Raw genomic sequence first — 18,253 nt, 5'->3', positions numbered from 1 at the left:
CCGACACGCCCTGCGGGCCGCGCGCGCAATAGTGACAACCTGACGCGCAAAAGTGACAACACACATCAAGCTGAATACTCAAACTGTAACAGGGCTGTTGCAGCAGAAGGTTCAGATGGCTGAAGGGGCATTGAAGGACTGTAAGTCGATGGCGGTTGTGATGCTGGAGAGGCGCTGTAGTCGCGTACTAAGCCCACATAGTGGGCTAGTATAATTACGTGGTGATCAGCTTAGTTTTCATCTGAGAATAGTCAAAATCAGAACAGCCAGCGTTGTTCCGAGATAGCAGATTCCTGCAAACATCCACAGACGTGATAAATATATCATCCAGCGACTTACTGCCAGTCTGTTTTCGCTGAAAAAGGAATAAGCAGGACTATCCTGGTTAAAGGAGGATATTCTTTTATTCATGCTCAGCTTAATGAAAAATCTGCACACCTGGTATGTGCCAAAAAAACCAACCATGTGATAGAACGAACAAGGGGGAGGGAACTGATATTTCTCCAGGAACAATGAAATGAGTTTGTCATATTCTTTTCTGTTAAAAGCATAAAGGAAGAAAGATATAAAAATAAGAAAGCTTCCTGCCAGGCCAAAGAACAACCCCGCTCTGGATATATAAAATTCAATCACCTGTTGATCCCAGTAAAAAATCCACCGCTTTTTCGCCTGCAGTGCTACCGATATAACCGCCGACCAGAGAACCCACAGCTGCGCAAGCAACACCTCCGGCACCAGCGGTCACTATACCTATAGCCACACAACCCGCTAAAGCTGCATGATTACCACTTTCATTAAGCTCATTATAAAAAATAGTGTATAAAATAATAGCGCCAAAATTGAAAAGTAATAATATTTATCGATCCACTTAATGAGGCTGATGTGGATGTCCCTTATAAATTCGGTGATGGCAATATTATCTTTTGGCTGAAAGATTATTTTTTTACCTTTTCTGAGTCTTGAGAAAAAATAGGATATTCCAAAAGAGCCAAAAAAACCCATAGACCTGTAAAATTGATACAGTGGGGGTAATTCAAGTTTGCTATCATGATAGAGGGTTAACAATGTGTCGTATTTTTCTTTATTGATTGAAAAAATCACAAACTGTAGAACAGTAATAAAGAAAGGGACGGCGGCACATCCCATAGCGATATAAAAAAGAATATTTTCCATGCTATTTTAACCAAAGATCCATAAGGTAATCGCTTGCTGAACTTGCAACCGCCCCACCAACTAGTGAACCCACAGCAGCGCAAGCAACGCCTCCGGCACCAGCGGTGACTATGCCGATTGCAACGCAAACACCCATGCCAGCAGATAATTGATTCTGATAACTGGCTTCAATTTTTCTCAGTGTCTGCTCAATGGCATTGAAATACTTTTCGCCGACATCACCCGCCGTGCTGAAAATCCTGTCACCGGCACCCGTGAGCGCGGCGATCATTCCGTAATGTTTCTGCATAAACCCGGCATCGTCGCTACTTACGCCTATAAGCGCTGCGTTGGTTTTATTTTTTGCCTGTTTAAGTATACTCAGCATCTGCATTGTCAGGTGATCAGGCGTATCCGGGTCAGCAATAATTAAAATCTGCCCCGGTTTAAGATATTGCGTATCCGCATTAAGTTTCATAAACAGGCTGGCAGCCGGGGAGCGAATATCCCTGAAGAGTTCCCGTGCCTGATAATCCAGCGTGCCGGGTTTTTCCACGACACAATATCCGGGGGCTAAGTTACGCGCCATGCTTCCATTCTCCGTTTGTTTAAGTGCTAAAAGGATTGCACTCCATATTTCCCAAAAAACAGAAATAAAGATAAATAATTTTACTGTGTTACGCAAAAATAATTATAAAAGTGTATGGCAGGGTTTGAAGCCGATTTCTGACCACTCACGGTCAGGGTCTGCGCTGTGTATGTCATATTGCTGCTTACTTGCCTTATCCGGCGTCGCCTTCTTGTCGCGCTGTTCGTGACACCTATCCTCCTCGCGCCTGCTTTTTTGACACCATTGGCAATCTGCGCGGTTTTTAATACAGGCCCGCTGTACCGCCCTTGCCACCTTTAAGGCAACACCCTGCGTGCGCTCTGGTTTGGTGAAACTGCCGGGCAGGGTTAGCATGGTCGCCTGTTTATCTGGGTGGACACTTATGCTGATTTTTGACGGTCACAACGATCTGTTGCTTAACCTGTGGCTGCATCATCGCGATGCGCCCGCGCAGGCGTTTTATCAGGGGATTGAACGGGGGCATCTCGACTTTCCGCGCATTCAGCAGGGCGGAATGGGTGGCGGGTTGTTTGCGATCTTTGTGCCGCCGCAGGAGTATATCGCCCGCACCGTTCCGGCTCGCGCCGGTGAGCCGTATCAACCGCTGGAGATCATGTGGCAACAGCTTGAGATCCTGCAGCAGCTGGCCGATGCATCGGGCGGACGGGCGCGACTCTGCCGCAGCAGTGACGAGATTGCCGCCTGCCGCGCCGCAGGCGTACTGGCGATGGTGGCACATATCGAAGGGGCTGATGCGCTGGATGAGGAGGGTGAGCAGCTGCACGCCTTCTGGCAGGCGGGGGTGCGCAGCATCGGGCCATTCTGGAACCTGGCCAGCCGCTTTGGTGAAGGCGTCAGCGGCAGCTTTCCTGGCTCACCTGATACCGGGCCAGGGCTGACCGCCGCCGGTGAAAGGCTGATTCAGCAGGCGGGTGAGCTGAAGATGATGATCGATGTGTCGCACATGAACACTAAGTCGTTCCGGGATACCGCCCGTCTTTCCCGTGCGCCGCTGGTCGCCAGCCACTCCAACGCGCACGCCCTCTGTCCGCAACCGCGCAATCTGACCGATGACCAGCTGCTGGCGATCCGCGACAGCGGCGGTCTGGTCGGCATTAATTTCGGCAATGCGTTTCTGCGCGCCGACGGTAAACGCGACGCTGACACGCCATTAACAGAAATTGTTAAGCATTGTGATCACCTGATGAAGATAATGGGCAGCGACCATGTGGCCTTTGGCTCTGATTTCGACGGGATTACTCCTCCTGCAGCGCTGGGCGATGTCAGCGGAATGCCGCGATTGCTCGCCGCTTTTCAGGAAGCGGGCTATGATCAGACACTGACAGAGAAACTGGCATGGGGAAACTGGCAGCGGGTTTTACAACTGACCGGGCTGTGATAACAATTTCCTTACGTTCCGGACTTGATCCCGACGCGCCATTGGCGCAACATCTGCCTGGAAATTGTGACGGCGGTCTCATTCATTGCCCGTCACGCTGATTTCAGGCAGCTAATCTACTGTTAACCAAGAGGAAGTAACTCATGTGGAAAAAACCAACTTTCGTTGATATGCGTCTCGGTCTGGAAGTGACTCTTTACATCTCCAACCGTTAATCGTTCTGCCCGCCCTCCGAGCGGGCATTTTTTTTCAACTTCTGGTTTTCCTCTATGTTTATCAAAATCCTCGGTTCAGCCGCGGGTGGCGGGTTTCCGCAGTGGAACTGCAACTGCGCCAACTGCCACGGCGTGCGTAATGGCACGATCCAGGCTCAGGCACGCACACAATCGTCAATTATCCTCAGCGATAACGGCGAAGACTGGGTGCTATGCAACGCTTCACCCGATATCAGCCAGCAGATCCTGCATACGCCAGAACTGACTCGCCAGGGTGTGTTACGCGGCACGGCGATCGGGGGTATTATCCTCACCGACAGCCAGATCGATCACACGACCGGGCTGTTGAGCCTGCGTGAGGGCTGCCCGCACCAGGTGTGGTGTACCCCGGAAGTGCATGCCGACCTCAGCACCGGCTTCCCGATTTTTCCAATGCTGACCCACTGGAACGGCGGCCTGCAGCACCGGCCGATTGCGCCACTGGCGCCGTTCAGCGTTGATGTCTGCACTGATCTGCAGTTCACCGCGATTCCTATCATCAGTAATGCACCGCCTTACTCGCCGTATCGCGACCGGCCACTTGCCGGCCATAACGTGGCGCTGTTTATTGAGAACCGCGCGAATGGCCAGACGCTGCTCTACGCGCCAGGTCTGGGCGAGCCGGATGCGGTGATCCTGCCGTGGCTGCAAAAAGCGGATTGCCTGCTGATTGATGGCACCGTCTGGCAGGATGATGAGCTGCTGACTACCGGCGTGGGTCACAATACCGGCAAGGCGATGGGCCATCTGGCGCTGGCGGAAGAGCAGGGACTGATGGCGCTGCTGGCGTCGCTGCCGGCAAAACGCAAAATTCTGATCCACATTAACAACACCAATCCGATCCTTAACGAGCAGTCACCGCAGCGTCAGTTTCTGACGGAGCAGGGAATTGAGGTGAGCTGGGACGGGATGGCGATCCACCTTCAGGGCTAAATCATGCAGATCACTGACACGCTGTCGCCGCAGGCTTTTGAACAGGCCCTGCGCGACAAAGGCGCTTATTACCATATCCATCACCCGTATCATATCGCGATGCATAACGGTCAGGCCACGCGCGAGCAGATTCAGGGCTGGGTGGCGAACCGCTTCTATTACCAGACCACCATTCCGCTGAAAGATGCGGCGATCATGGCCAACTGTCCCGATCCGGCCACCCGACGTAAGTGGGTGCAGCGCATCCTCGATCACGACGGCAGCAACGGCGAAGAGGGCGGCATCGAGGCCTGGCTGCGGCTGGGCGAGGCGGTCGGGCTGACGCGTGAAGAATTATTGTCAGAGCAGCATGTGCTGCCGGGCGTGCGGTTCGCGGTCGATGCGTATATTAACTTTGCCCGCCGCGCCAACTGGCAGGAGGCTGCCTGCAGCTCACTGACCGAGCTGTTCGCTCCGCAGATCCATCAGTCGCGGCTCGACAGCTGGCCGCAGCACTATCCGTGGATCAAAGAAGAGGGCTATTTCTACTTCCGCAGCCGCCTGGGTCAGGCGAACCGCGATGTGGAACATGGTCTGGCGCTGGCGCTGGAGTACTTCACCACCGCTGAAACGCAGAACCGGATGCTGGAAATTTTACAGTTTAAGCTCGATATTTTATGGAGCATGCTGGACGCCATGACTATGGCTTACGAGCTGAAACGTCCGCCTTATCACACCGTCACAGACAAGGCGGCGTGGCACACCACCCGACTGGTATAACAGATGAATGAAAACTCGATTGCCGCGTTTCGTCGCGGCTACCGCATGCAGTGGGAAGCCGCCCAGGATACGCATGTGGTGCTCTATCCCGAAGGAATGGCGAAGCTGAACGAAACCGCTGCCGCCATTCTTGAGCTGGTGGATGGCAAACAGGATATCGCCGCGATTATCGCGACGCTGGATAGCCGTTTTCCGGAAGCAGGCGGCGTGGGGCCGGACGTTTTAGAGTTCCTGCAGTCAGCCTATGAACAGAAGTGGATACAGTTCCGTGACCCCGCATAAACCTGACGTGAATCCGCCGCTCTGGCTGCTGGCCGAGCTGACCTATCGCTGTCCGCTGCAGTGTCCCTATTGCTCCAACCCGCTGGATTTCGCCCAGCAGGAGAAGGAGTTGACGACCGGGCAGTGGATTGAGGTGTTTCGTCAGGCGCGCGCCATGGGCAGCGTGCAGCTCGGATTCTCCGGCGGCGAGCCGCTGGTCCGTAAAGATCTGCCGGAGCTAATCAAAGCGGCGCGCGACCTTGGCTTCTACACCAACCTGATCACCTCCGGCATTGGCCTGACCGAGAAGAAGCTGGATGCGTTCAGCGAAGCGGGTCTGGATCATATCCAGATCAGCTTCCAGGCCAGTGACGAAACGCTGAATGCGGCGCTGGCGGGTTCGAAAAAAGCCTTTCAGCAGAAGCTGGAGATGGCGAAAGCAGTGAAAGCCCACGGCTATCCGATGGTGCTGAACTTCGTACTGCATCGCCATAACATCGACCAGATCGATAAAATCATCGACCTCTGCATTGAGCTGGAAGCGGATGACGTGGAACTGGCAACCTGTCAGTTCTACGGCTGGGCGCAACTCAACCGCGAAGGCCTGCTGCCGACGCGTGAGCAGATTGCCCGTGCGGAAGCGGTGGTGAAAACCTACCGTGAGCGGATGAGCACCACCGGTAATCTGACCAATCTGCTGTTTGTGACGCCAGACTACTACGAAGAGCGCCCTAAACCCTGCATGGGTGGCTGGGGTGCGATCTTCCTCAGCGTTACGCCAGAGGGTACCGCACTGCCATGTCACAGTGCGCGTCAGCTCCCGGTAGAATTTCCGTCGGTGCTGACCCAAAGTCTGGACGATATCTGGTATAACTCGTTCGGCTTCAACCGTTATCGCGGTTTTGACTGGATGCCAGAGCCGTGCCGCTCCTGTGATGAGAAAGAGAAAGATTTTGGCGGCTGCCGCTGTCAGGCTTTCATGCTGACCGGCAATGCGGACAATACCGATCCGGTCTGCAGCAAATCACCGCATCATGGCAAAATCCTTGACGCCCGGCGTGAGGCGGATTGCAGCGATATTAAAATTGGTCAGCTGCAGTTTCGTAACCGCAGCAACTCACAACTGATCTATAAAACACGGAACCTCTGATGAAAACGCGTTGCCTGGAGATAAACGGTCTGACGGTTGAACTGGTGCATCAGCCCGATGCCAGCCAGGCCGCCGCCCTGATTCAGGTGGGCGCAGGAAGTCACGACGAACCAGAACGCTGGCCAGGACTGGCGCATCTGCTGGAGCATCTGCTGTTCACCGGCAGCAGCGGCTGGCCTGATGAGGGCCGGCTCATGAGCTGGATTCAGACGCAGGGCGGCAAAGTTAACGGCACTACCCTGGCCCGGCGCAGCGCGTTCTTCTTTGAGGTGACGCCGTCGCTGCTGGCAGGCGGGCTGGCACGACTGCAGGATATGATCGTCTCTCCGCTGCTGGATAATCAGGCGATCGCGCAGGAAGTGGCGGTGATCGACGCCGAATACCAGCTATTGCAGCGCCATCAGCCATCGCGCATCGAAGCGGCACTGCTGCATGCCGTGCAGTCACCTGCTGAATTCCAGCGCTTCCATATCGGCCGTCGGGAGAGCTTTGGCGATGAGATGTCTGCGCTGCAACGTGCGCTGCGTCAGTTCCACCAGCGCTACTATTTCGCCAGCAATATGCGGCTCTGGCTGCAGGGGCCGCAGTCACTGGATGAGCTGGAACAGCTGGCGCGTCAGTTTGCCGCCGCGCTGCCTGCCGGCCAGTGGCAGCAGGATTTGCCACCGCCGCAGCTGAGCAGCGATAGCTGCTGGCAGCTGGCCGATACTGTCTCACCCGCGCTGTGGCGTACCTGGTTGCTTAATAGCGGTGACGGCGTCACGTTGTGGCGTGAGTTTCTGCTGGATGAAGCGCCCGGATCGCTGCTGGCGACCCTGCGTGAGCAGGGCCTGGCAGAGTCGCTGGAGCTGAAGTGGATCTACCATGCGGGCGGCGCGCTCTGGCTGGCGCTGGGCGTCGAAACGCATCTGCCTGATGCCGTCATTCGTTTATTCGACCGCTATCTGGACGCGCTGCGCCAGACCGGTGAGGCGCAGCATCAGCACTATCATCAGCTGGCACAGCAGCGATTTGTGACCCTGTCACCGATGGAGCAGCTACGCCAGCGTGCTATCGGCTTCGCACCCGATGAAACCCTGCCTGCGCTGCTGCCATTGCTGGGAAGACTTAACACTGCACCCGGCACGCTGTTGAATTGCACACCGCAATCGGCAACGGAAAACCTTGTCACGCAGGGCTTCAGCCTGGCGCTTGCGGACTGGCCACCCGCGCCGCCTGAGACGCTGCCCGCGGTGAATTTCACTTTCTATCCGCTTGATGCCGTCATCACGCCTGAGCCGCTGCCCGCGCAGGCGGTGGCTTTGCCGCATCATCAGTCTGACGACCCGCAGGCAATGCTGATCCTGCGGCCGGAGTTTTACTCAACCTTTACCGCGGAAGTCGGCGAAGCGCTGGGGCGGCGGTTGCGTCCGCTGTTTGCCGCGCTGCGTCATCAGGGAGGTAATGGCAGCTGGCAGGAAGTGGAGGGCGTGTGGCAACTGACACTTCAGTTGACATCGGATGAGGCGGTAACTGACCATGCGCTGAGCCAGATTGTCTCCGCTCTGGCATTGCCGGTTGAGGCCAGTCTGCCATCGCCTGTCGAGAGCATCGCTATCCGCGCGCTGCTGCGGCAGTTGCCCTATCAGCTGGCGGCGACCTTTACGCCGGATTGCTGGCGGGCGGCGCTGAAAGGGGGCAACACGGCACTCCATTCGCTGATTGCCCGGCGTCTGAGCGCGCTGTCGCTGCCAGTTAACCCTGACACGCCGCCAAAACGCATGACCACGAAAACCGGCATGACGCGTCTGCTGCACGCCAGTGCGGATAACGCGCTGCTGCTGTTTATTCCGCTGCATCGTCCTGAACAGCTGGTCGCGCTGCGCGCGCTGGCGCTGATCTACGAGCCGCGTTTCTTCCAGCGCTATCGCGTTGAACAGCCTATCGGTTATGTGGTTAACAGCCGCTATATGCGCTGTGCCGATGAAGACGGGGTCATGTTTGCGCTGCAGTCGCCCGATTACAGCGCGTTATCTCTGCTGCGCTACTGCCGCAACTTCCTGCGTTCACTGAATGATACGCTGGCAGCTTGTGATCTGGTGGCACTGAAAGCGCGTCTGCTGAGCCAGGAAGTGGAGCAGCCACTGGCGCAGTTACGCCGTGAAAATGGTCTGGCAGAACCGGACGCGGCGCAGATAGCCGCGCTGACCCTCGCCGATCTGCAACAGCTGCACCGCACGCTGATTCAGGATCGCCGCCGCTGGCGGGTGCTGTTCACCGGCGGCGAAAATATATAGCGCCCGATATAAAGTTGCTGAATTTATTTGAAAATTACGGACAAATCTCTTCACTGTCTATTCCCGGCAAACTGGACCACACTCAGTTCACTTTTGTCCGCATAAGGAATTGACCGTGAAGAACTTCAAACGTATCGCACTGCCCCTGTTAGCCGCTGCTACCCTCTACGCCCCGTTATCGCAGGCTGAGGCGATGCACTACCAGCTGAACCCTGAGCATACGTCGGTAATTGTCGCCTGGAACCATTTTGGCTTCTCAAATCCTACCGCGGATATCCCGGATGCAACCGGTACTCTGGTGTTTGATAAAGATCATCCAGAAGCATCACGCGTTGACGTGACCCTGCCAGTCAGCAAAATCGACAGCCACGTTGCGGCGCTGACCAAAGAGTTCAAAGGCGCTGAGTATTTCGACACTGCCAAATACCCGACTGCGACTTTCCACAGCACCAAAGTGGTTGCAAAGGGCGACAACAAATTTGACGTTGAAGGTAACCTGACCCTGAAAGGGATCACTAAGCCAGTTACGCTGCACGCAACGCTGAACAAGCAGGGCGAGCATCCAATGGTGAAGAAGCAGGCGATTGGTTTTGACGCCACCGGCACCATCAAGCGTTCTGACTTCAAGCTGGACAAATATGTCCCAGCGGTTAGCGACGACGTCACTCTGACGCTGTCTACCGAAGCCTACGCGAAGTAAGTCTGGGCTACGTAATAGGGGCCGCGGCCCTTATTACGTTCTCATCATTACAGTAGATCGTTCGTCGTCCTGAAGTCCGCCTCCTGAAATCCTGCCTGCAGCGATCCTTATTAACGCTGGGACTGCACCATAAAGCGGTCGGTTAACTGACCAGACGGTCATAGCCCTTACGGCGATAATTCAGCACCGAGATGCCCCAGAAGATCACAAACATTCCCACAGCCACGTAGCCCACACTGCCCATATTGTTGTTAAGCTGGCCGATCCGCGTCCACAGCCCGCCTTGCATATCCAGCTTATCCGCTATCAGCCCGAGCGCTTCCAGCCCGCCAATAAACAGGGCGATGACCACACTGGTGGCGGTAATCGTGATGTTGTAATAGAGCTTACGCACCGGTTTATCAAATGCCCAACCGTACGCGCCGACCATAACAAAATTATCCAGCGAATCGACCAGCGCCATGCCGCAGGCAAACAGGGCCGGAAACACCAGAATGCTCCACACTGACATACCAGAAGAAGCGCCCGCTGCAGACAGGCCCAGCAGGCTGATTTCGGTGGCGGTATCAAAACCCAGCCCGAACAAAAACCCCACCAGATACATCTGCCAGCTTCTGTTGACCAGATTAAATGCGAAATGAAAAAGCCTGCTCATTACGCCACCGTGTACCGCGAGCAGCGCATCCTGCGACGCATCGGTGTTGCCCTGTTTGACCCGCTGAAAACGGCGGTAAACATCGCGCAGGATCAGCGCATTCAGTAGCGCCATCAGCAGCAGAAACAGGGCAGAAATCAGCGTGCCGATTGACCGGCCATAATCATGCAACCCGCCAATTTTATCGCCAAAAACCAGCGATGTGGCGGCAATAGCTACACAGGCCAGCACCACGATAGTCGAGTGCCCGAGTGAGAAAAAAGCGCCGACGGCAACCGGACGCTGTCCCTGCTGCATTAATTTGCGTGTCACGTTATCAATAGCAGCAATGTGATCGGCGTCGACAGCGTGGCGCAGACCATAGCCATAAGCCAGCAGTGAGGCCGCGATCAGCGCTGCGTTGTGATGGAAGACTATCAGCGCCCAGCCCCAGGCCGCTAAATTAGCGGCGATCAACCCGCATAACAGCCAGCCGGCACGGCGGTGAGTATGAAAAAAATCACGGTTTATCATGATAATCCTTATGCGTTAATGAAAAGCCAGGATGCTGAAGGCGGGCACAGGCGATAACCGCCTGGCCCAGCGCCAGCCCGCCATCGCCAGCTGGCACCTGTTGTGGCATCAGGACCTGAAGAGGAGCTAAATAGTGAGGCAGAAGCTGTCGCAGCAGCCGGTTGTGCAGTACGCCACCGCCCATCGCGACGGTGGTGACGCCGTGGCTTCGCGCCTGATAACGGGCGAGGGCGGCAAAGCCCTGCGCCAGCGCGTCATGAAAGGCAAATGCCCGCTCGGCAGGCGCTGCCTGCCAGTTAAGCCATTGTCGCCAGAACGTCGCGAGATCCAACAGGGGTCGCTTGCCGGTGTGGAGCAAAGGCAGGGTGACAGGGTGCAGCACACCCTGCGCTTTTCGCGCCAGCGCCTCCAGACGACAGGCGGCTTCACCTTCCCAGCTCAGGCTTGCGGGTGCGCAATGGAGGGCCGCGGCGACGGCATCAAATAAGCGCCCGCAGGACGAGGCCCGTGGCGCATTGATTCCGGCGCTAATCGCCTTCGAAAGCGGCAACCATGGATGTGATAACACGACGTCCGCTTCAGGGCGTGCCTGCCAGTCCGGCACAAACGCCTGCCAGTGCGCCAGTAAGTTACGCCAGGGTTGCCGTGCGGCACGGTCACCGCCCGGCAAGGCGACAGCAGGGAGTCCGCCTGCATGCACACAGTGCAGGTAATCCACCAGAAAACACTCCCCGCCCCATAACGCCCCATCCTCACCATAGCCGAGTCCATCCAGCGCCAGTCCGATCACTCTCCCGCCGTCCAGCGGCCAGTCATGTTCTGCCAGACAGGCGGCGAGATGCGCATGATGGTGAAACACCGCCATCCTGTTGATTGTCGGGCGTTGCGCCTGACAGTCGCTGACGGTGTCAGGATGCGCATCACAGACCGTTATCTGCGGTGTACAGTCATAGAGCTGCTGAAAATGTGCAATTGCCTGTTGCTGCTGGCGGGCAATATCGCTGCGGGTGAGCGAGCCAAAATGCGGACTGAGAATGGCCTGATTGCCGCGAAGCAGGCAGAAGGTGTTTTTGCGTTCACCGCCCAGCGCCAGCAGGGGGGACGGGCTGTCAAATCCGGCGGGCAGAGTGAGTGCATCAGGCACGTAACCGCGCGACCGGCGCAGCATTTCGCTACCATGCTCCGTCACCCGCAGCAGTGAATCATCAGCGCGCTGCACAATGTCGCGATTATGCAACAGCCAGAGGTCGGCGATATCCTTAAGTTGATCGCGTCCCGCCTCATTGGTCAGTGCGGGCGCACAGCCGTTTGCATTGCCGGAGGTCATGACCAGCGGGGTCTGACAGGCCTGCATCAGTAAATGGTGCAGCGGCGTAAACGGCAGCATCAGCCCGATTTCATCCATGTCCGGTGCAACCGCCGCACACAGCGGTGACAGCGGGTTTTTTGGGATCAGAACAATGGGTGCGGCTGGCGATTGCAGCCTCTCGCGCACTCTGCCTTGCGCGCAGATATCGCTGCACTGCGCCAGCCAGCTGATGTCCGGCAGCATCACAGCCAGCGGCTTAGTCGGACGCTGTTTGCGTTGACGCAGACGCATCACTGCCGCCTGCTGTGTGGCATCACAGGCCAGATGGAAGCCGCCCAGCCCCTTAATGGCAACGATTTTTCCTGCCTGTATCGCCATCGCAGCCTGTGCCACTGCTGCCTCATCCTGTGCCAGACTAACGCCATGGTGTAATGTCACGCTGACGCAAGGGCCGCAGTGCGGACAGGCGATCGGCTGGGCGTGAAAGCGCCGGTCGGCCGGGTTGTAATACTCACGCCTGCAGGCCGGGCATAGCCTGAATTGCGCCATGCTGGTCAGCGCGCGGTCGTAAGGCATGGCACGGATCAGCGTAAAACGTGGCCCACAGTGGGTACAATTGGTAAAGGCATAGTTAAACCGGCGGTCGGTTGGTCGGGCCATATCCTGCAGGCAGGCCGGGCAGGTTGCCGCATCAGGAACCACCTGGGTATTCATCCGGTTGTGACGGCTATCCGCGATAGTGAAATTTTGCGGCGCCGTCTGCCAGACGAAATCATCGACACTCAGGCTGTCAATATGCGCCAGCGGCGGGCAGTCACGGCGTAACTGTTCTGTCAGCGCGTCAAGGCTGACGGGTTTAAGCAGCCTGATTTCTACGCCTGCGCTGTCGTTGCTGACCTCACCGCGCAGCTGCAGCTGGTGTGCCAGCTGCCAGATAAACGGCCGGAAACCGACCCCCTGGACTTTGCCGTAAATGCGGATACGTATGCCGGAGACAGACATGACTCTCTCATTTCCTCACGATTCGGGCGGCAACCCGGCAGCCACGGTGATCCCGAACCACTGATGATTATCAGCTCTTCGGAATCACGTTGTGCGCTGCTGTGCTGTGACGCGAACATGATGATAAGTACGCGTCAGGATGCCCTGGTGAAATTAAATCCCGCTGGCGGGGATCAGGTCTTCAGCTGCGCTGCGCAGGCGGGCTTTCATGTCGCTGTATGTCTGATGGGCGTAGTTTTCAGCCCAGCGTTGATCGGCGATCGGTTCGACTTTCACTGCGCAGTATTTGGTTTCAGGCGTTTTAGAGATAGGGTCGAGATTATCCTGCGTCAGTTCATTGCAGGCGCCAATCCACCACTGATAGGTCATGTACACCGCACCGGCATTAATACGTTCGTTATAGTTGACGCGTGAGATGACTTTGCCACGGCGTGAGGCTACCCAGACCAGTTGCTGGTCACTGATAGTCAGCGCCTGTGCATCGATCGGATTCATTTGCACGAAGCCCGGTTCGTCAGCCAGCGTTTGCAATGCTGCACAGTTGCCGGTCATGGAGCGACAGGAGTAGTGGCCGACTTCGCGTACGGTACACAGCACCAGCGGATAGGTGCCGTCCGGCAACTCAGCCGGCGCGCGCCACGGCGCGGCAAACAGCTGACCTTTACCGGTTGGGGTATCGAAGTGGTTATTGGCATACAGGTAGGGCGTGCCTGCGCTGTCCAGCGTGGTGCATGGCCACTGAATGTGTCCCAGTTCACCCATTTTTTCATAGGTCGCGCCATAAAACAGCGGGCATAAGCTGCGCATTTCATCCCAGATTTGCTGATTATCGCGGTAATGCATCGGATAACCCATCTGCGTCGCCAGCAGGCTGATGATCTCCCAGTCACGTTTGACGTTACAGGTCGGTTCGATGGCCTTCTCAAAGCGCTGGAAGCCACGGTCGGCGCAGGAGAAGACGCCACCATGTTCACCCCACGAGGTCGCAGGTAAAATAACATCAGCCTGCTCAGCCGTTTTGGTCATGAAAATATCCTGCACCACCACAAAGTCGAGCGCGGCAAAGCCTTTGCGCACCAGACCCAAATCCGCCTCGGTCTGTAACGGATCTTCGCCCATGATGTAATAGGCTTTAACCTTGCCTTCAAGAGCCAGATGCGGAATTTCGGTGATGCGGTAACCGATGTCGGTATCCATCTGATTGACGTCAATCCCCCAGGCATCGGCGAATTTCGCCCGCACGTTCGGGTCGGTAACCGACTGATAGCCTGGGAATTCATTTGGCAGTACCCCCATATCACAGGCACCCTGCACGTTATTTTGCCCGCGCACCGGGCCGACGCCGACGTTGGCCCGGCCGAGGTTGCCGGTCAGCAAGGCCAGCCCCGCCAGGCCTTTTACCACGTCAACGGCCTGGCCAAACTGCGTCACGCCCATGCCCCACATGAGGGTGGCAGAAGGCGCTGCGGCGTAGGTGCGCATCGCCTGACGGATTTGCTGTGCGGATACGCCGGTCTGTTCCGCTACCGCTTCCGGGGAGTAATCCGCGACATTTTTGCGGTATTCCTCAAAGCCTTCGGTGTATTTCGCCACGTAGTCGTGGTCATACAGATCTTCTTCGATCAGCACATGCGCAAAAGCATTAACCAGTGCCATATTGCAGCCGTTTTTGATTTGCAGATGCTGATCGGCAATGCGGGCGGTTTCAATGCGGCGCGGGTCGCAGACAATGATCTTTGCGCCTTTCTCTTTAGCCTTGATCACCCGGCGTGCGACGATCGGATGGGAATCTGCGCAGTTATAGCCAAACACCAGCAGGCATTTTGAGTTTTCAATCTCACTGATGGCGTTGCTCATTGCCCCGTTACCCAGCGTCGCCTGCAAACCCGCCACCGACGGACCGTGGCACACACGGGCGCAGCAGTCGACGTTGTTGGTGCCAATCACCGCGCGGGCAAATTTTTGCATGACATAGTTAGTTTCATTGCCGGTTCCGCGGGAGGAGCCGGTGGTCATGATGGCGCGCGGACCGTGTTTCTGTTTGATCTCCGTCAGGCGCTGCGCAGTGTAGCGAATGGCTTCATCCCAGCTGACGGCTTCGAACTTGCCGCCTTTCTGACGGCGGATCAGCGGCTGCGTCAGGCGCGGGGTCAGCAGTTTGGTGTCATTGAGAAAATCCCAGCCATAATAACCTTTCAGGCACAGCTCGCCCTGATTGGTAACGCCGTTCGCCGCTTCGGCGCGAATAATTTTTCCGTTCTCCACCACCAGATTCAATTTACATCCAGCGCCGCAGTAGGGGCAGACAGTCGTGACTTTTTTCATTGGAAGGTTTCCTTAATCCGGGGTTAAAACAGCAGCGGAGAAGTGCTGTCGAGCGCAGCGCGGCGACGTTTTTCTGCATTCATCTCCTGTAACTGGTTACGGTCGATAGCAAACAGGGCGTTGGTGGGGCAGATGGCCAGACATGCCGGGCCTTCAGCCCGGCCGTGGCACAGATCACATTTGTGCGCTTCGGCTTTATCTGAGGTAGCCGCCATCGCCGCACCGTTCTGGCGGAAAATCGGTTTTGTCACTACTTCCATTGCGCCGTACGGGCAGGCAACCACGCAGGTTTTACACCCGATGCAGCGCTCCTGTAGCACCTGCACATGGTCGGCTGAGCGAAGAATGGCGCCATTGGGGCAGACGTTGGCACAGGGCGCATCTTCACACTGGCGGCACATCACCGGGGTACTGAGGTTGACGCCTTTTATCACGTGCAGACGCGGTGCGAATGTTGCGGCGCTGAGCAGCGAGATATCCTGCGAGTCGTTATGCGCCATCACGCAGGCTATTTCGCAGGTACGGCAGCCGATGCATTTTTTGGGGTCGGCGATGATGAACCGGTTCATGATGTGTTAGTCCCTAAGCCATTGGTTTTAGCTACTGGCTATACATAAAGCATGCCAGTTCCTGTTTTTAATTATTTTTCATTAAATTCAGTGGGTTAATTTTTAAAGGTTGCGCCGGTGACGAAATTTTTCACTGATGTCATATTTGCGTCGTCAGCGTATCGACAGTTATGTCGAAAGACGGAAAGGCGCGATTCCGAGACCCGTTTCAAGCCGCGGTAATAGCTGATGCAGGCGGCCGATCGCCTGTTCCACAGCGGGACTCATCGGGTAATAAAACGCGACGACATCGGGCTGAATACCGACAAAGGTGATCTGCGGGATGTCCTCGCGCAGTTGCTGCATGAGAAAGGTCAGCGGCAGATTGTGTGTGGTCATCATGAACATGTCGGCGATATCTTCCTCTGCGATAATGCGCATTTCGCCGGGCGCCAGCCCCATGTCGGTAGCATCGGCAATCACCAAATGTTGTGGATGCAGTTCGCGCAGAAAGCCAATGTCGTTTTCGGGTGCGGCACCGCCATCCACCACCGTCCAGCCGGGAAGGGGGTTTTCCGCGCACAGTTCGGCCAGACGCGGACCGGCGCCGTCGTCGCCCATCATGTTGTTGCCCACGCACAACAGCGCGTAACGGGGAAGGTTCTCAGGGTAATCAGGCATCGTACCGCCTGACCATCAGGTACATGGCGGGGTCGTGTTCAATTTGTGTAAGCAGGGCGATAAGCTGGTCGCTCCAGCCTTGTTGTTGCACCGTCATTTGCGGGCTTGCATTACGCAACGCCAGTGCCAGCAAATGTGTGTGGCTGCTGTCGATAGTAATCTCGCCAAATCGCTGAACACCGGCCAGTTTGCGGCGGGCTTCGCTGTTTTCGGGCAGGCAGTCGATCCAGTGCAGATAGCCATCGAACGGGCATTCGAGGCGCGATTGCAGGCAGTCGATCACGCCGAGGTGATGGCCGATCGCCAGGCTGTAATAGACCACCTCCTGCACCTGCCGGGTACTGCGTTTCTGCGCACTTTTTTCATCGACAAACTTGCTGCTCAATGAATAGAAAATCACTGTGTTTTTGTCAGGCGCATGACCAGCATAAGGCTGATGGCGCGCGTAGCGCTGGTCGTTAACGGAAGTCATCACAGACGCACCTCGCCATGCAGCACCTGATGATAGATCTGTTGCAGATTGCCGACGATTTCGCTCAGGCGCAGGTCACCCTGTTCAGCCAGATAGGCCGATACACGTTGTTCTGCCGGCTGTAAACCGGGCGCTGCGACGATTTCCATAAACTGATCGGCAATCTGGCGGCCATAGCGGTAACCGGCCATGCGGCGCGCTTCGCGATCCAGCAGCACGCGTAACGGTTGTGGCAGGTCCGGATGTAATAAAGCAGCCGGTTCTGCGGCAGCTTCGTCATGCTGCTGTCCTTTGATTTTTTGATCCAGCAAACCCAGTGCCATGGCAAATCCATAAATGGTCGCAGCCGGTGTCGGCGGGCAGCCGGGAATATAGACGTCCACCGGCACGATTTTGTCGGTGCCGCCCCAGACGCAATAAAGGTCGTGGAAAATGCCGCCGCTGTTGCCGCATGCGCCGTAAGAAATGCAGATTTTTGGATCCGGTGCTGAATCCCAGGCGCGCAAAGCGGGCATACGCATTGCGCGGGTGACCGCACCGGTGAACAGCAAAATGTCAGCGTGGCGCGGCGATGGGACGACTTTGATACCGAAGCGTTCAGCGTCAAACAACGGTGAAATGGTGGCAAAAATCTCAATCTCACAGCCGTTACAGCCACCGCAGTCCACGCGGTAAACGTAGGCGGAACGGCGGATGCTTTTCAGTAGGGTGGATTTCAGTCTGGCGATACTTTCATCCAGTTTAACAGGCAGCGGCAGACCATTTTCGTCACGCGGCGCAATCGGGTTATGACTCATCAGCGAACCTCCGTAATCATATGGCGGCCAATATCAATGCGGTCGCTGGGAGAAAGACCGTGCATTTTTTTGCACGCCGGACAGGTTTCATACTGCACACGACGTTCGCTAATCTGCAGGTCGCTCAGCGCGGCGTTTTCCTGTAACAGGCTGAGTGCAAAGTCGATTTCCTTTTGCACGGCGTAAGGTTTGCCGCATTCCCGGCAATGGCAGACCGGGAAATCCGCAGTTTCGTACAGGTCTTCTTTGCACCAGACCGCCAGCTCAAACTCCTGCGACAAGGTGATTGCTGCCGTCGGGCAGACTTCCTCGCAGCGGGCGCAGAAAATGCAGCGTCCTAAAAACAGCTGCCAGCGGATCGTTTTGGTGTCTTCTGACGTGGTCATGGTCAGCGCATTAGACGGACAGGCATTCGCACAGGCGCCGCAGGCGATGCACTGCTGCGCGGTATAGTGCG

Annotated in this window: 17 protein-coding genes and 1 pseudogene; 8 read left to right on the top strand and 10 right to left on the bottom strand. The window is 56.4% G+C overall.

The window, feature by feature from the left end:
* Positions 1–237: 237 nt before the first annotated feature.
* Complete coding sequence (locus AC2LB6_RS22390) at positions 238–726, bottom strand: hypothetical protein (RefSeq protein WP_490095185.1); 489 nt, start codon at positions 724–726, stop codon at positions 238–240.
* Between the two features lie 595 nt (positions 727–1,321).
* Positions 1,322–1,741 (bottom strand): annotated as a pseudogene (locus tag AC2LB6_RS22385) (hypothetical protein); the annotation flags it as partial.
* A gap of 403 nt (positions 1,742–2,144) precedes the next feature.
* Between AC2LB6_RS22385 and AC2LB6_RS22380 the strand changes: the two are divergent.
* The 8 genes from AC2LB6_RS22380 to AC2LB6_RS22345 all read left to right on the top strand — a co-directional run bounded on the left by AC2LB6_RS22380 (position 2,145) and on the right by AC2LB6_RS22345 (position 9,494).
* Complete coding sequence (locus AC2LB6_RS22380; RefSeq protein WP_490095184.1) at positions 2,145–3,161, top strand: dipeptidase; 1,017 nt, start codon at positions 2,145–2,147, stop codon at positions 3,159–3,161.
* 143 nt (positions 3,162–3,304) lie between these two features.
* Positions 3,305–3,376, top strand: coding sequence for a pyrroloquinoline quinone precursor peptide PqqA (gene pqqA / locus AC2LB6_RS22375; protein ID WP_010245082.1), 72 nt, complete (start codon positions 3,305–3,307; stop codon positions 3,374–3,376).
* Between the two features lie 54 nt (positions 3,377–3,430).
* On the top strand, positions 3,431–4,348 hold the full coding sequence (gene pqqB, locus AC2LB6_RS22370) for a pyrroloquinoline quinone biosynthesis protein PqqB (RefSeq protein WP_490095183.1): 918 nt from the start codon (positions 3,431–3,433) through the stop codon (positions 4,346–4,348).
* Positions 4,349–4,351: 3 nt separating this feature from the next.
* Complete coding sequence (gene pqqC / locus AC2LB6_RS22365) at positions 4,352–5,107, top strand: pyrroloquinoline-quinone synthase PqqC (protein ID WP_010245074.1); 756 nt, start codon at positions 4,352–4,354, stop codon at positions 5,105–5,107.
* 3 nt (positions 5,108–5,110) lie between these two features.
* Positions 5,111–5,389, top strand: a complete 279-nt coding sequence (pqqD, locus tag AC2LB6_RS22360; RefSeq protein ID WP_013357814.1) for a pyrroloquinoline quinone biosynthesis peptide chaperone PqqD — start codon at positions 5,111–5,113, stop codon at positions 5,387–5,389.
* The gene (gene pqqE / locus AC2LB6_RS22355) at positions 5,352–6,518 is read left to right on the top strand and encodes a pyrroloquinoline quinone biosynthesis protein PqqE (RefSeq protein ID WP_490095182.1); all 1,167 of its coding nucleotides are present in this window, start codon (positions 5,352–5,354) and stop codon (positions 6,516–6,518) included. Before pqqD ends, pqqE begins: the two co-directional genes overlap by 38 nt.
* The gene (gene pqqF / locus AC2LB6_RS22350) at positions 6,518–8,794 is read left to right on the top strand and encodes a pyrroloquinoline quinone biosynthesis protein PqqF (RefSeq protein WP_490095181.1); all 2,277 of its coding nucleotides are present in this window, start codon (positions 6,518–6,520) and stop codon (positions 8,792–8,794) included. The genes pqqE and pqqF overlap by 1 nt, the downstream gene beginning before the upstream one ends.
* 115 nt (positions 8,795–8,909) lie before the next feature.
* A complete protein-coding gene (locus AC2LB6_RS22345; RefSeq protein ID WP_013357817.1) occupies positions 8,910–9,494 on the top strand; it encodes a YceI family protein in 585 nt (194 codons plus the stop codon).
* Between the two features lie 142 nt (positions 9,495–9,636).
* On the opposite strand, the gene AC2LB6_RS22340 is transcribed toward AC2LB6_RS22345, so the two are convergent.
* The 8 genes from AC2LB6_RS22340 to AC2LB6_RS22305 form a co-directional block, all read right to left on the bottom strand.
* A complete protein-coding gene (locus AC2LB6_RS22340) occupies positions 9,637–10,662 on the bottom strand; it encodes a HoxN/HupN/NixA family nickel/cobalt transporter (RefSeq protein WP_490095180.1) in 1,026 nt (341 codons plus the stop codon).
* Entirely contained in the window at positions 10,649–12,973 is a 2,325-nt protein-coding gene (gene hypF / locus AC2LB6_RS22335) for a carbamoyltransferase HypF (RefSeq protein WP_490095179.1), read from the bottom strand. Before hypF ends, AC2LB6_RS22340 begins: the two co-directional genes overlap by 14 nt.
* Before the next feature lie 153 nt (positions 12,974–13,126).
* The gene (gene fdhF, locus AC2LB6_RS22330; RefSeq protein ID WP_490095178.1) at positions 13,127–15,298 is read right to left on the bottom strand and encodes a formate dehydrogenase subunit alpha; all 2,172 of its coding nucleotides are present in this window, start codon (positions 15,296–15,298) and stop codon (positions 13,127–13,129) included.
* Positions 15,299–15,321: 23 nt separating this feature from the next.
* Positions 15,322–15,867: an electron transport protein HydN gene (gene hydN / locus AC2LB6_RS22325; RefSeq protein ID WP_490095177.1), complete on the bottom strand. Its 546-nt coding sequence runs from the start codon at positions 15,865–15,867 to the stop codon at positions 15,322–15,324.
* A gap of 168 nt (positions 15,868–16,035) precedes the next feature.
* Entirely contained in the window at positions 16,036–16,527 is a 492-nt protein-coding gene (gene hycI, locus AC2LB6_RS22320; protein ID WP_490095176.1) for a hydrogenase maturation peptidase HycI, read from the bottom strand.
* Positions 16,520–16,999, bottom strand: coding sequence for a formate hydrogenlyase maturation HycH family protein (locus AC2LB6_RS22315; RefSeq protein ID WP_490095195.1), 480 nt, complete (start codon positions 16,997–16,999; stop codon positions 16,520–16,522). Before AC2LB6_RS22315 ends, hycI begins: the two co-directional genes overlap by 8 nt.
* Entirely contained in the window at positions 16,999–17,796 is a 798-nt protein-coding gene (locus AC2LB6_RS22310) for an NADH-quinone oxidoreductase subunit B family protein (protein WP_490095175.1), read from the bottom strand. The genes AC2LB6_RS22315 and AC2LB6_RS22310 overlap by 1 nt, the downstream gene beginning before the upstream one ends.
* Positions 17,796–18,253 (bottom strand): 4Fe-4S dicluster domain-containing protein (locus AC2LB6_RS22305; protein ID WP_490095174.1); only part of this gene is annotated, 458 nt, incomplete at its 5' end. The genes AC2LB6_RS22305 and AC2LB6_RS22310, both read right to left, overlap by 1 nt.

It is taken from the genome of Pantoea sp. RCC30.1 (genome assembly GCF_058148845.1).
Note: the sequence above shows the minus strand (reverse complement) of the source record. Positions and strands in the feature narration are given on the sequence as shown.